16 protein-coding genes are annotated in these 13,309 nt (G+C 57.7%); 3 read left to right on the top strand and 13 right to left on the bottom strand.

Translation table 11 applies throughout. The features are described 5' to 3' along the window. Positions 1–38: 38 nt before the first annotated feature. From KVT34_RS09125 to KVT34_RS09155, 7 genes are all read right to left on the bottom strand, one after another. A complete protein-coding gene (locus tag KVT34_RS09125) occupies positions 39–641 on the bottom strand; it encodes a response regulator transcription factor (RefSeq protein WP_217558250.1) in 603 nt (200 codons plus the stop codon). Then, positions 638–1,789, bottom strand: coding sequence for a sensor histidine kinase (locus KVT34_RS09130; RefSeq protein WP_217558252.1), 1,152 nt, complete (start codon positions 1,787–1,789; stop codon positions 638–640). The genes KVT34_RS09125 and KVT34_RS09130 overlap by 4 nt, the downstream gene beginning before the upstream one ends. Then, positions 1,790–2,545, bottom strand: a complete 756-nt coding sequence (locus KVT34_RS09135) for an ABC transporter permease (protein WP_217558253.1) — start codon at positions 2,543–2,545, stop codon at positions 1,790–1,792. 16 nt (positions 2,546–2,561) lie between these two features. After that, positions 2,562–3,458 carry an ABC transporter ATP-binding protein gene (locus KVT34_RS09140; protein WP_217558254.1) on the bottom strand — a complete coding sequence of 299 codons (897 nt, stop codon included), beginning with the start codon at positions 3,456–3,458 and terminating at the stop codon, positions 2,562–2,564. A gap of 247 nt (positions 3,459–3,705) precedes the next feature. Beyond that, on the bottom strand, positions 3,706–4,398 hold the full coding sequence (locus KVT34_RS09145) for a non-canonical purine NTP pyrophosphatase (RefSeq protein ID WP_217558255.1): 693 nt from the start codon (positions 4,396–4,398) through the stop codon (positions 3,706–3,708). Next, a complete protein-coding gene (gene rph, locus KVT34_RS09150) occupies positions 4,391–5,140 on the bottom strand; it encodes a ribonuclease PH (protein ID WP_217558256.1) in 750 nt (249 codons plus the stop codon). The genes KVT34_RS09145 and rph overlap by 8 nt, the downstream gene beginning before the upstream one ends. A 135-nt stretch (positions 5,141–5,275) precedes the next feature. Further along, positions 5,276–6,331: a GerMN domain-containing protein gene (locus KVT34_RS09155; protein ID WP_217558257.1), complete on the bottom strand. Its 1,056-nt coding sequence runs from the start codon at positions 6,329–6,331 to the stop codon at positions 5,276–5,278. Positions 6,332–6,639: 308 nt separating this feature from the next. Between KVT34_RS09155 and KVT34_RS09160 the strand changes: the two genes are divergently transcribed. Next, positions 6,640–7,167, top strand: coding sequence for a phosphatidylglycerophosphatase A family protein (locus KVT34_RS09160; RefSeq protein ID WP_217558258.1), 528 nt, complete (start codon positions 6,640–6,642; stop codon positions 7,165–7,167). Between the two features lie 295 nt (positions 7,168–7,462). Here KVT34_RS09160 and KVT34_RS09165 read toward each other — a convergent pair whose 3' ends face one another. From KVT34_RS09165 to KVT34_RS09190, 6 genes are all read right to left on the bottom strand, one after another. Next, positions 7,463–7,867, bottom strand: coding sequence for a hypothetical protein (locus KVT34_RS09165; protein ID WP_217558260.1), 405 nt, complete (start codon positions 7,865–7,867; stop codon positions 7,463–7,465). Between the two features lie 28 nt (positions 7,868–7,895). Beyond that, positions 7,896–8,096 carry a helix-turn-helix transcriptional regulator gene (locus KVT34_RS09170; RefSeq protein ID WP_042230579.1) on the bottom strand — a complete coding sequence of 67 codons (201 nt, stop codon included), beginning with the start codon at positions 8,094–8,096 and terminating at the stop codon, positions 7,896–7,898. A gap of 139 nt (positions 8,097–8,235) precedes the next feature. Beyond that, on the bottom strand, positions 8,236–9,228 hold the full coding sequence (locus KVT34_RS09175) for an MBL fold metallo-hydrolase (RefSeq protein WP_217558261.1): 993 nt from the start codon (positions 9,226–9,228) through the stop codon (positions 8,236–8,238). Next, positions 9,225–9,980, bottom strand: coding sequence for a class I SAM-dependent methyltransferase (locus KVT34_RS09180; protein ID WP_217558262.1), 756 nt, complete (start codon positions 9,978–9,980; stop codon positions 9,225–9,227). The genes KVT34_RS09175 and KVT34_RS09180 overlap by 4 nt, the downstream gene beginning before the upstream one ends. Positions 9,981–10,034: 54 nt before the next feature. Continuing rightward, a complete protein-coding gene (gene corA, locus KVT34_RS09185; RefSeq protein ID WP_217558263.1) occupies positions 10,035–10,985 on the bottom strand; it encodes a magnesium/cobalt transporter CorA in 951 nt (316 codons plus the stop codon). A gap of 117 nt (positions 10,986–11,102) precedes the next feature. Beyond that, a complete protein-coding gene (locus tag KVT34_RS09190; protein WP_217558264.1) occupies positions 11,103–11,996 on the bottom strand; it encodes a LysR family transcriptional regulator in 894 nt (297 codons plus the stop codon). A 132-nt stretch (positions 11,997–12,128) separates the two neighbouring features. Here KVT34_RS09190 and KVT34_RS09195 point away from each other — a divergent pair, with 132 nt between their 5' ends. Both KVT34_RS09195 and KVT34_RS09200 read left to right on the top strand, forming a co-directional pair. Then, complete coding sequence (locus KVT34_RS09195) at positions 12,129–12,605, top strand: CidA/LrgA family protein (RefSeq protein ID WP_217558265.1); 477 nt, start codon at positions 12,129–12,131, stop codon at positions 12,603–12,605. Beyond that, positions 12,602–13,285: an LrgB family protein gene (locus KVT34_RS09200; protein WP_217558266.1), complete on the top strand. Its 684-nt coding sequence runs from the start codon at positions 12,602–12,604 to the stop codon at positions 13,283–13,285. Before KVT34_RS09195 ends, KVT34_RS09200 begins: the two co-directional genes overlap by 4 nt. Positions 13,286–13,309 lie beyond the last annotated feature (24 nt).

Below are 13,309 nucleotides of genomic sequence, written 5' to 3' on the forward strand. Positions count from 1 at the left end.
CGAGACCGCACTCCCGGTCCCGGCGCCGAATCTCCGGCCTAATCGAGCCAGCCGTTCTTCTCCGCCGCGGCAATGGCGTCGATCCGGTTCTTCGCCTCCAGCTTCTGGATCGCCTCCGACAAGTAATTGCGGACCGTGCCGCCCGAAAGGAACAGACGCGACGCAATCTCGCCGGACGACAGCCCCTCTCTGGCCAGCTTGAGCACCTCGCGCTCCCGTTCCGTCAGCGGATTCTCGGCCTCCCAGAACGTGAGCGCCAGCTCCGGGCTGACCGCGCGCTTGCCCGCCTGCACATCGCGAAGCGCAGCCGCAAGCTCGCCGACCGGCGAATCTTTGAGCAGGAAGCCGCGCGCTCCCGCCCGCATGGCCCGCTGAAAATAGCCGGAGCGGGAAAAGGTCGTCAACATGACGACTCCGCACGGGTCCTTGCTTTTCTGGAGCGCCTCGGCCACATCGAGGCCCGACATTTTCGGCATCTCAATGTCCATGATGCAAAGATCCGGCCGGAGCGTACGGATCATCTCCAGCGCTTCCGCGCCGTCCGCCGCCTGGCCGATCACTTCGATATCGTCCTCCAAATCCAGCAGGGCGCTCAGCGCTCCCCGGAGCATGCCCTGATCTTCCGCGACAATGACCTTCATTCTCCGCCCGCCTCCTTTTCTCCGTTTTTGGTTACTTTAGGGATCGTAAAAACGACCCGGGTGCCCCGGCCGGCCGCCGATTCGAACGTGCAGTGCCCGTCCACCAGCTTAAGCCGCTCTTTCATGCCTCTAAGCCCGTTCGTACCCAAGTCCGGCTGCCTTTCGTCCCTCTCGAAGCCGACTCCGTTATCCGATACGATCAGCGTATACCCCTCTTCATCGGCGGCCCATTCCACGATACACAGCTTCGCTTTGCTGTGCTTGACGACGTTCGTCACCGCTTCCCGCAGGCACATGCCGAGAATGTTGCCGATCAGCGGGGGAGCTTCGTCATCGGCGCCTTCACCGGCTTTCAATTCCAGCACAATGCCGCCCGCCGCAAGAATCTGCTTGGCCCGGTCGAATTCCTCCCGGATCGTGACCATGTTCATATCCGATACAAGCTCGCGCACCTGTTTGAGCGCCGCCCGTGAGGTCGCCTGGATATCCTGAACTTCCCGGACCGCTTTCTCCGGATTTTTCGGAATCATTTTCTCCGCCAGTTCGCCCTTGAGCGTGATGAGAGACAACGTATGCCCGAGCGTATCGTGCAAATCGCGGGATATCCGCTGACGCTCCTCGATTTTGGACAGACGGGCGATTTCTTCGTTAGCCAGTTGAAGCTTGCCCCGCAGCTCCTTCGACCTGCGTCCGATGCGCATCGCGACCGGCATGATCAGGATAATGACAAGGGCCGGAAGAAGCTGCAAAAACAAATCGACATCGTTCATGAACTTGTAGTGCCAGCCTACCGCCACAAACATCAGAAACAAACCCGCTATGGCGGCGGCCATCTGCCTGACGCTCCGCAGCATCCCGATCACCGGAGACGGATAACACGCCAGGTAAATAAAATTCTCGTTATACCGGATCGACAGAAAGCCGATAACGACCGTCTGAAACAGAATGAACCAGTACCTTCCCGCCGTCCGGTGAAAAGAAGTCAAATAAGCCGCCACAAAGGCGATAAGCAGCCCCGAACCCAGTATTTTCTCCGGAAAAGGAAGCTGCAGAACCGAAACGACCGGGAAGATCAGATACACCAGCCAGATGATCGTAAAAATAAAAGGGGGCCCCTCGCGGGGCCTTGCCGGTTGCCGACGAAACATTTAAACCGCTTCCTGTCTCTTGATGATATAGGAAGATAATAGCACAAATACGACGACATACACAGCCAGAATAAGCACGCCCGTCCAGTCGATCGAACCGCCTCCGATCAAATTCCAGGCTCCCTGCCCCAACCGGTAGGTCGGCGTGAACTTGGCGATCGTCTGAAGAGTCCCGGACATGGACGCGGTCGGGAACCATAATCCGCCCAGAACGGACAGCCCCATGTACAGAATCATCGTCAGCACCTGAACCACATCGGGGTTGCGCATGGAACCGAGCAGCGTACCGAGCGCCATGAACGAGAAGCCGCCGATCCAAATCCAGAGGAAGCTTTCGATCCATACGGAAACCGGCAGATCCACCTGTTTGCCGAGCCCTCCTATAATAAACATCATCAGAATGATAAATAAATTAATGACGCCTTGGGCGGCTACCTTGGATACCATGTAAGACCAGGAAGGCAGCGGCGTAATGCTGAGCAGGCGGACCCAGCCTTGGGTGCGTTCCCTCGAAATCCGCTGGGCGAAGGAAGTCAGACTGGCGCCGATAACGCCGTATACGGTCATGGACATGAGATAGTAGGACGTCCAGTCCACACTGCCGATCTTCGTATCGCTTCCCATCGTACTCGTAAACAGAAAATAGAAGGCCACCGGCATTACTATCGAAAAGAAGATAAATCGTTTGTTCCGGAAGGTCCGCAGCAGCTCCGCGCGGCACTGGGCCGTCGTCGCTTTCAGAATCGTCGCATTCATAATCGTTCTCTCTCCTTTAACCTGCATTCGTTTTTTGAATTAAAGTCTGGAAGGCGTCTTCCAGCCCGCCGCTTCGAACTTCGATATCTTTCATATCGACACGTTTGTCGATCAGCTCGGTAAGCAGCCGGTCCGTGTCCGGTCCGAACATTTCAACGCGCCGCCCGCTCCACTTGATATCGCTGACACCCGGCATCGCACGGAGCAGTTCATGTGTAACCCCTGCGCCTGCCGTAAAAGAAATGACTCTCCCCGTCGTTGCCGCTTTAATCTCGCTCGGCGTCCCGTCCGCAATCAGCTTGCCGTTATTGATCACGACGACTCTATCGGCCAACTGATCCGCTTCCTCCAGATAGTGAGTCGTCAGGACGACGGTTTTTCCTCTCGCGGCCATGGCGCGGATCGTATCCCAGAACAGCTGCCGGGACGTGACGTCCATGCCGACGGTCGGTTCGTCCAGGAAAATAATTTCCGGGTCTCCGGCCGCGGCCATCGCGAAGCCCAATCTGCGCTGCTGCCCGCCGGAGAGAGCCGAGGCCATCTTATTCCGCTCGGCTTCCAGGCCGGAGATGAGCAGAAGCTGCTCCAGCGAGAGCGGGTTCGCGTAATAATGACGGAACAGGTCGATCGTCTCGGCTACTTTCAGATTGTCGATCACGCTGACATCTTGGAGCATGGCTCCGATCCGGTCCCTGACCCGCTGATCTTTCGGATGGCCTCCCAACAGCTTGACGGTCCCGCTCGTAGGCTCCTGAAGGCCGAGAATCATCGAAATCGTGGTCGTCTTGCCCGCTCCGTTCGGACCGAGCAGTGCGAGCACCGTTCCTTGTTCCACGGTCAGCGTTAACTCGTCGACCGCCTTTTTGCCTTTATATTGTTTCGTAACCTGCCTCAATTCGATAGCTGTTGTCACAGGGGTTCAGCTCCTTCTGTTATGTGGGCTTTCCGATTCATCGATTCATCGTTTCGTTAAGCTCTTTAACCTGAATCCATCATACCGCGCGGCGAATTTCATCCCTACCCACAACCGTAACCTTTTCCGGATGACAATTGTCACCTTCGCCTGCCGGACCCGCTATGACACGCAAAAAAACCGGTTCCGAAGCGAATCGGAAACCGGTTTGGTTCGTGCCCGCCAAGCGGACACGTTGTTTATTCGGTTAAGTCAAGCGGCCGGAATGGCGCTCGAAAAACTGCCGGAGCGCCGCGGCCCGGTGGCTGATCGCGTTTTTCTCTTCGAGCGGCAGCTCCGCCATCGTCAAGCCCCGCTCCGGCAAATAAAACAGCGGGTCGTAGCCGAACCCGTCCGTGCCGCGCGGCTCCGCGATAATGACACCCTCGCAGGTCCCCTCTGCCTCGAGCGTGTCCCCGCGGAGCGGGTCGACCAGCGCCAGCGCGCATACGAAGCGCGCGGTGCTGAGCACCTGCGGCGCAGCCGCAGGCGTCTCGCCGGCGGACGCCGCCTGCCCGGCAGCGCCGGGCCCGGGCCGGCCGGGCGCGGCCGAGACCGCGCCAAGCTCGCGCAGCAGCTTGGCGTTGTTCGCCGCGTCGGCGGCGTGCTCGCCGGCATACCGGGCGGAGTATACGCCCGGATCGCCGCCGAGCGCGTCGACGCACAGCCCGGAGTCGTCGGCCAGCACCGGCAGGTTCAGCCTGCCTGCAATCGCCGACGCCTTGATCCGGGCATTCGCCGCGAAGGTCGCGCCGTCCTCGACGATGTCGGGCATATCGTCGAAATCGTCGAGGCTGCGCACTTCCTTGCCGAAGCTGCCGAAATAATGGGCAAACTCGCGCACTTTGCCCTTGTTGCGCGTCGCGATCACCACGACGCCGGAAGCGGAACGATCAGGCACGGACACCCGCTCCGATCAGGCCGCTTACGCGTCCGAGCGCTTTTTTCTGCTCCTCGACCATGGTGTTGATGCCGCCCTCGGCCAAGGCCAGCAGGGTATTCAGCTCCTCGCGCGAAAAAGGCGCCTCTTCTCCCGTCCCCTGTACTTCCACGAACTTCCCGGTTCCGGTCATGACCACGTTCATATCGACGTGCGCCTGGGAATCTTCCGTGTACATCAAGTCCAGCAGAGGTTTGCCGTTCACGATCCCGACGCTGACGGAGGCAAGGTAATCCGTAATCGGCAGCTTGCTCAGCTTGCCGTTCGCCACCAGCTTCTCCATGGCAAGCGCCATCGCGACGAAGGCTCCCGTGATGGAAGTCGTTCTCGTCCCTCCGTCCGCCTGGATCACATCGCAGTCGAGCGTCACGGAACGCTCTCCAAGCGCTTCCAGGTTAACGACGGAGCGCAGCGCGCGTCCGATCAGCCGCTGGATTTCCATCGTGCGGCCGCCGAGCTTTCCTCGGGCCGCTTCTCTCTGGTTGCGGACCTGGGTAGCGCGCGGGAGCATCGAATATTCGGCGGTTACCCAGCCTTTGCCCTGGCCTTTCATAAAGGGAGGAACGCGCTCTTCCACGGTTGCGGTACAAATGACTTTCGTCTCTCCGATTTCTATTAGAACCGAACCTTCGGCATGTTTGATATAGTGCGGCGTAATTTTCATCGGTCTTAGCTGGTCATTCTGTCTTCCATCGGCTCGCATTCTGTATCCTCCTGTACGATCATAGCATCCATTTCTATCCTTCCTATTGTAGCAAACAAAGGAGCCGAGCAAAAGCACCGCGGAATTCGACGAAAAAAAAGGGGGAGCTCTCCTCTCCCCTGAAGGCCGAACCTTTTACAGCTTTTCCGGATTCGGGTTCAAATGAAGCGGCCGGGAGACGGGCTGGCTGTAGGTTTGGGAATCGGAGGTTTCCACCTTCGGACTGCCGTTTACCGTGATTTGAACTTTGGCGGCGTTCGTATTTTCCGTCAGAGACAAAATAACCGACTGGAGCCCGTCCGCAGGCGCTTTTTTGTTCTCGTCCAGAATCTTGTCGGAGAAGTTTACCGTCAGCACCGTGTCCGACGTCTTCTTCACATCCAGCACCTTGGCGGAAGCGTTCAATACCGGTTGAAGGCCCTTCGACGTGTTGGGGCCTTTCAAAAGTTCGTCCATGACCGCCTTGGCGACGTCATCGGTCCTTTTTACCAGGCGTGTAACCGGTACATAATATTTGCCGTTTTGAGCCGTAGCATTCGTGAAATAGAGCGTCACCGGCGTGGACTGGCCGTAATCGACCCCTTCCTGCTTCTCCAGGTTGATGCCGATTTTCCGCGAAAGCGGTTCGTCCAGCGGCGTGTGGGCCACCGGCATTTCCTTGAGCTCCTGCCCGTTTATTTTGATCTTCACCTGCTCGACGGATGAAAAACCGGTCATGGCCCAGGTGATCCCCTCCATGATTTTGCGTTCTTCCTTGGCGTCGTATTTTTTGAAAGCCTGGTTGAAATTGACCGTGGCCAGTTTATCCTTTATGTCCACCGTCAGCGTAGTCCCTTCGGGCAGCAGAGAGGCAAACCCGGCGGGAAGCTGGCTTTCGCCCGGCCCTTTGGCCACCATATATTCCAGCGTGGTCTTCGCCACCGACTGTGTCTTCGGCAAATCCAGGCTGACCGGAACGACGAAGCCTTTGGGGTCTTTCGCATAGACGGTCATTTTGGCGGTTTGCGACGTTTTGGCGCCCGCGTCCGCTCCGGTCCCCCCCGTACCGGTTCCCGTCTCCATTGCGGTTTCGGTGCCGGGCGGCGGAGCGTCGATCGGTTTGGACTCCGATCCCCACATTCCGCACCCCGTCCCGAGAATTGCGATCGCTCCTGTCACGGCTGCCGCCTGAAGCCAGCGTACTTTTCTCAATTCCATCCCCTCCTGTTCGTATGTGCCCTTCGCAAAGGTTCGGCACGGCCTGAGCCCGCCGCCGGCAGCGCCTTCTTTCGTGAGTTTCCTGCCGGTCCGGATGACGTTTGTCCTTCGTATTCCTATGTATACAGGGGGCCCTCTCACTTTATGCCCGAGTTGTCCGAAAAAACGGGACAATTTCCGGGCTTGTATCCCCTGCGTCCTCCTCTTTCGATAGACAAATCCGTTCCGAAGCGATACTCTTTCCTAAAAAAAGGGTATACTAAGGTATCTGCTTTCATTTGACAACGGAGGAGAAGCCCAACGTGAAATATTCCCTGGATAGTGAAAAAGTAGCTTCGGCTACCCGTGAATTGCTTGAAAAAAGAGGCGTTCAAACGTCTCAGATCGCCGAACTGACTTATTTTCTGCAAAAAGACTATTTCGAATCGCTGACCCTGGAGCAGTGCCTGGCGAGCGTAGAATCCGTCCTGGCCAAAAGGGAAGTACAAAACGCCGTCCTGACCGGCATTCAACTGGACATGCTTGCGGAAGAAGGCAAGCTGATCTCCCCTCTGCAGGAGATGATTCAGCATGACGAAGGCTTGTACGGCTGCGACGAGATCCTGGCCCTGTCGATCGTGAACGTCTACGGCAGCATCGGGTTCACGAATTTCGGCTACATCGACAAGCTGAAACCCGGCATCCTGAAAAAGCTCAACGATAAAAGCACCTACGAAAAGCATACGTTTCTCGACGATATCGTCGGCGCCATCGCCGCTGCCGCAAGCTCCCGCATTGCCCACCGCAAGCAGTCGGAAGCCGAAACGAAAGGCGATGCTCCCGGGAGCTGAGAGGCCTTTCTTACCGGGATATGTCCCCTCGTTATACGATGCCAAGCATTCCCGCAGCGGGAAACTGCAAGCCGTGTAAAAAGGCGAACCGCTTGTGGGGGGACGGGGCTGAAAATCCGTCAGGAGAGTCGTTTTCCGGCTGTAGAAGCGGAAGCTTTGTATAGATCAACCGACACAAAAAAGGAACCGCCGTCACGGCGGTTCCTTTTTTCCTTTTTCATCCCAAACCCAAGATGGTTGCGGCTTCCCTCTTGCTCGCTCCTCTTACATAGGCAGTTTGCGGCTTCCCCTCAGGTCACCGGTATTTCCGGGCAACGATATATTCCGCCGCCGGAAGGAGCACGATGCCCAGTGCCAGCAAAATCAGCACAGCCATATTATCCCGCCCGAAAGCCAGTTTTTCCACGATACAGACGATCAGGGAAGCGGCAAGCATAATAAAATAGGCCGCTTTGGCGCTTACGAACGTAATGTGCCTGCCCCTCTCTTCCTCCTGGGTAATGCCTTCCCCGTCCTCCTTGTTCCCCCAGGTCAGAGCGCCGAACATCGCTGCCAGGGCAACCGCTATGCTCGTTAATTCGCTGGTTCCGACCGGTTCTCCGGACGCGTACTTTTTAAGCGTAAATCCGATGACAACCAGTGAGGTAAGTCCGAAACCCGCGGCAATGAGCCGCTGCTTCGGTGTTTTCCGTCCGGTCACAGCTTCCGCCTCCTTGTATACGGCTGGTTTACGTATCTTTGTCTGCCTGGAACAACTCATCCACCGTAACGCCCAGCGTACGGGCCAGATGAAAAGCCAGTTGGAGACTCGGATCGTACTTGTTGTTTTCAATAGCGTTAATAGTCTGTCTGGACACGCCGCACGCTTTTGCGAGATCTTCCTGAGACAGCCTGATTCGTTTGCGCAGCTCATGAATCCGATTTTCCATAGCAGACTCCAATGTCAAAATGTTTTTACATCTTGATTGTAAAAAGAAGCACCAGGAATGTCAAATAGGTACGCGGCGCATAAAAAACGGACCCCCTTACCGGAGAGTCCGCTGTATGTTGTTTGTTCGGCATCCGCGTCTACCCTTCATCCCGCGCCTCGTACACGATCAGCCCTTCCCTCTCGCTCTCGGTCACCCGGCCTTCAACCGCGAGGCGAACCGTATGCGCGATCGTCTCCGCCATGGCGAAGCGGAGCTGATGCAGCGTGAGCCGGTCGCCGAACGTGTCGCGGCACAGCTCATACGCCGTCATCGGCTCATGAAGCTTGTCCGCCATAAGCTCAAGCCGTTCCTCGTGATGGCGGACAAGCTCTTCCGCCCTCCGGCCGAAGCCCGCGAAGGGCGACCGGTGGCCCGGGTACGCCATGTCGACGGGCAGCGGGGCGATGTCGCGCAGGCTGGCCATGTAAGCGCCAAGCGGGTCGTCTTCGACGCCCGGCATGAAGCTTACGTTCGGCGAAATCTGCGGCAGCACATGATCGCCGCAAAAAATCTCCCGCGTCTGCGCGTCGTAGAAGCACAGATGCCCGGCCGCATGTCCGGGCGTCTCGATCGCTTCGTACGCCGCGCCGCCCAGACGCACGCGGTCTCCCGCCCGCAGCGCGGTCAGCTGCGGCTGCGGGGAAACGAGCGGGACGAAGCTGTCCATATGCTTCGCCAGCTCCCCGCACAGCGCGGCGTCCATGCCGTGCCGCGCGAAAAGCCCGGTCAGCTGCGAAGTCATCGGCTGACCGTCGCCCCACAGGAGCCGCACCTGACCGATGCCGGTTTCCGACAGGTAAACCGGCGCGCCCGTGCGCTCCTGGAACCAGCCCGCCATCCCGTAGTGGTCGGGATGGTGGTGGGTCAGCACGACCTGCGAGATGCGGCCGTACCCGAAGCCGAGCCCCTCCAGCGCTTCGTTCCACAGCGCCTCCGCGGCTTCCGTGCGCAGGCCCGGATCGATCACCGTCAGGCTCCCGTCCGGCTCCCGAAGCAGATAGCTGTTGACCCAGCGCAGGGGAAAAGGCAGAGGGACTTTGATCTGCCAAAGCCCCTCCCGTAAAGCGATGACTGTTGTTGAATGACTCATTGCAAGCTTTCTCCTTCCCTTCCTCCGACAAAAATCATCCGGGGAGACGATTCCCGGTCATAATCCTTACCGTCATAGCTGCCGTAAATCCGCTCGACCCGCAAGCCCGCCGTGTAGAGCATATCGACAAAAGCCTCGCAGCTGTATAGGCGCACCTGTTCCGTATAATACCGAGGGCCGTCCTGTTCATCCGTGATGCAGATTTGTTTACGGACATAGCCGTTCTCGATGGAGCGTGTCTCTTCTATAAAAAGGCCGTTCTCCTCGCGGCTTGAATGGGGAACGAGGTTCATTTTGACATAAGCGGGATTTAAATAGTCAATAATAAATTTCCCGTCCGGCTGCAGAAGCCGTGCGATTTCCGACAACACCAGGCGGTTTTCTTCCTCCTGCTCGAAGTATCCGAAGGAAGTGAACAAATTGACCACGGCGTGAAAAGATTCCTCGCTCGGAACCCGCCGCATGTCTCCGTGCAGCCAGGTTACCCGCTCCTCCGGGTCCTGCTTCCGCGCCTCCCCCAGCAGCGTATCCGATAAGTCGATACCCGTCACCGTATAGCCGAAATCGGCGAGCGCCAGCGAATGGCGGCCCATGCCGCAGCACAGGTCCAGCACACGGGCGCCTTCGGGTAGATGAAGCCAGTTCATCATCCGTTTGACCTCGGCGTAAGCTCCTTCGAAATTGCGGTGTTTGTACACCAGCAGATAGTCTTTTCCGAAGCTTTCCCGGTACCACGCGCTTTTAACTTTCATGCCCGCATCCTCCCGATCTTTTTTAGTACGGATTATAAATAAACTGCCGGTTTCTCAATCGAACCAGCCTTTGCGCTTAAACCAGACATACATGGCAAACCCGATTCCGAACATAATCAAAAGAACGATAAAGTAACCGTAGTGCCAATGAAGTTCGGGCATGTTGTCAAAGTTCATTCCGTAAATTCCCGCGAGAAACGTCAGCGGCATAAAAATCGTCGTGATGACAGTCAGCGTTTTCATAATGGTATTCATCCGGTAAGAATTCAATGAAATGAAATTTTCCCGCATGTCCGCGGTGGTATCCCGGATCGAATCGATCATTTCGGCCAGTTTCAGCAGATGATCGTAAATGTCCGCATAATAAATCTTCTGTTCGCGCCCGTTCGGCAGCTTGTCCGAATTGACGACCCGGTAGAGCAGGTCGCGCATCGGGATGATCGTCCGTCTCAGATGCGCCAGCTTGGAGCGGATATCGAAAACGCCGCGCATCAGCGCGTGAATGGACGTGCCTTTCTGGTCGGAATCGAAATCGTTCATTTCGTCTTCCAGCATATGTATACAAGGAAAATATTCATCCACAAGCATGTCCATGACGAGATAAGCCCCGAAGGAAGAGCCTCTTTTCCAGTTGTCCGGTTCGGCTTGGAGCTTCTGCCAGGCGTCGTCGATCTCTTTGAGCTCGGTGAAGTGGAAAGATACGAGGAAGCGAGGTCCGACGAAAAGATCGACCTCATCGGCTTCCAGCGTTTGCGGATGAATCGCGTGCAGAACGAAAAAGTGGACATCCTCATAGTGGTCCAGCTTCGGCCTCTGCAGCAGATGAAAGCAGTCTTCAACCGCAAGCGGATGAAAATGAAAATGGGTGTCGAGCAGCATAGCCTCTTCGTGAGTCGGATTGTTGAAGTCTACCCAGTACCAGTCGATAGAATCTCCGTCCAGCTCCTGCAAAGGCAGGTCCAAGACCAGTTCTCCGCTGCGGGTAACAGCGACCGTGCGAATCATAAAGGTCCTCATTTCGTCCGTGATCAGGGTGAAAGCATTGGGTATATCGTACCATGTTTTGCCTGGAAACAAAACGGTGCCTGGCGCGAAGCGATTGGAGCCGGCCTCCCAGACTTCTTAGAGATTCGGCAGGGACAGCCGCTCCTTCGAAAACCGCAGCCATTCGCGGGCGGCATAAGATAAGTAACCCTCTTTGCGCCAAATCATAACAAGATGCCACGGAATCCGCGGAGAAACCAGGGTAATCGTGGCTACTTTGTCCGGACTCAGCTTGCGGCAGATCGTTTCGGGCAGCAGGGCGACGCCGAGACCCGCTCCCGCCATCCCGCTCAGAAAATCCCACTGGGAGCTCTCGTAGATGATGTCGGGCTTGAATCCCGCCTGAATGCAGGCTGCGGGAATGCTCTCGTGCAGGGTGAAGCCTTCGCGGAACATAAGGAACTTCTCGCCGCTGAGCTCCGCAAGGCGGACGCTCTGCCTGCGGGCGAGCCGGTGCCCGTGATGCACGACAAGCCGGAGCTCTTCCTTGACGAAGGTAAACATGTCGAAGCGCTCCGCATCGACGGGAAGCACCGCGACGCCCAGATCGAGGCTCCCGCTCTCCACCTCGCGCTCGATCGTGCGCGCCCCTTCCTCGATCAGCCGGATTCCGATCCGGGGATACAGCTTATGGAAGGCGGCGATCAGCTCCGGGAAGAAGGGCGCTCCGGTCATCGGCGGCAGGCCGATCCGGATCTGCCCCTTGCGCATGGAAGTCACGTCCGCCAGATCGACAGAGAGATTTTCCAGAGAGCGGACGATCTGCTGCGCCTGGATCATGACGGCTTCGCCCGCATCCGTCAGAACAATCTGTCGTGCCGTGCGGTCGAACAACTCGACGCCGAGCTCTTCCTCCAGGATGCGGATCATTTTGCTGATCGTGGGCTGAGTGACGTGCAGGGCTTCCGCCGCTTTGGTGAAGCTTCTGCGCTTAGCCGTTTCCAGAAAATATTGCAGATGCCTAACGTCCAAGTCATCGTCTCCTTTATGTGACTGCATTGGTTCCCCTTCCATAGAGAAAAGGAATGAAAACCATTCGTTATATGTATTTTACCTATCCTTGTCCCCTGCGTATACTCGAAATTATGGAAGGGGATTATCCGGATGAACAAACAACCCGCACCACCTTTAAGCGGTCCACATAAAAAACAACGTTTCGTTTGGCCGCCGGACCGGTTTGCTCCGGTTCACGTCCGGCGGGCGCTCGTCACCTGCGGCCAGATCGTCCTGCTGATCGCGTTCGCCTACCTGGGACGTCTCGTGTCCGAGCGGCTGCACCTGCCGGTGCCGGGAAGCATCGTCGGCATTCTCATCGTCTTCGCCGCGCTCCACTTCGGCTGGGTCCGTTTGGAATGGGTCGAGAAGGGCGCCGATTTTCTGCTGTCGAAGCTGCTGCTCTTCTTCGTCCCGCCCGCCGTCGGCATTTTGGAATATAAAGAAATGTTCTCGGTATCGGGAAGCCGGTACCTGCTCATTATCATTATCAGCACGTTCTTCGTCATGGCAAGTACGGGGCTCGTGGCGGAATTTCTGGGGCGCAGACGCGCAGGCAAAGACAAGAAGGAGGAAGCATCCTTATGACCGGAACCGGACTTCTGTACCTGCTGATCACCATCGTCGTCTTCTGGGCGGCCAACCGGCTGTACCGGAAAACAGGCAGAGCCTACCTGTCGCCGCTCGTCGTCGCGCCGGTTCTGCTTATCGCCGGTCTGTTCTTCACCGGTACGCCGGTCGAAGCCTACAACGCCGGCACGAAGCCGCTGACGGATCTGCTGCAGCCCGCCACCGTAGCGTTCGCGATCCCGCTGTACCGCCAGTTCAAGCTGCTCCGCAAGCACGCTATCGTGCTTGTGGCGGGCGTGCTGTGCGGCTCCGTCGTCGCCGTGCTCACGTCGGTGCTGCCTGCGGGCTGGATTCACGCCAGCCCGCAGATGATCGAGAGCGTGGCGCCTCGCTCCATCACGACTCCCATTGCCATGGAGGTGTCGCGTTCGCTCGGCGGCATTCCTTCGATCACGGCCGTGTTCGTGGTCGTGACGGGCATCTGCGGCTCGGTGATCGGGCCGCTGGTCATCCGCTCGCTGCGCATCCGCAGCGGCATCTCGCGGGGCCTGCTGCTCGGCATGGGCGCCCACGGGGCCGGCACGAGCAAAGCCCACGAGCTCGGCAGCGAGGAGGGAGCCATCGCCAGCGTCGCGATGATCCTGGCCGCGCTGTTCTCGCTGGGGCTGATCCAGCCGATCATGGCGCCGTTTCTGTGACGGCGGCGCCGGTTACAGACCGCT

The organism is Paenibacillus sp. GbtcB18, from assembly GCF_019091125.1.
Classification (GTDB): domain Bacteria; phylum Bacillota; class Bacilli; order Paenibacillales; family NBRC-103111; genus Paenibacillus_F; species Paenibacillus_F chitinolyticus.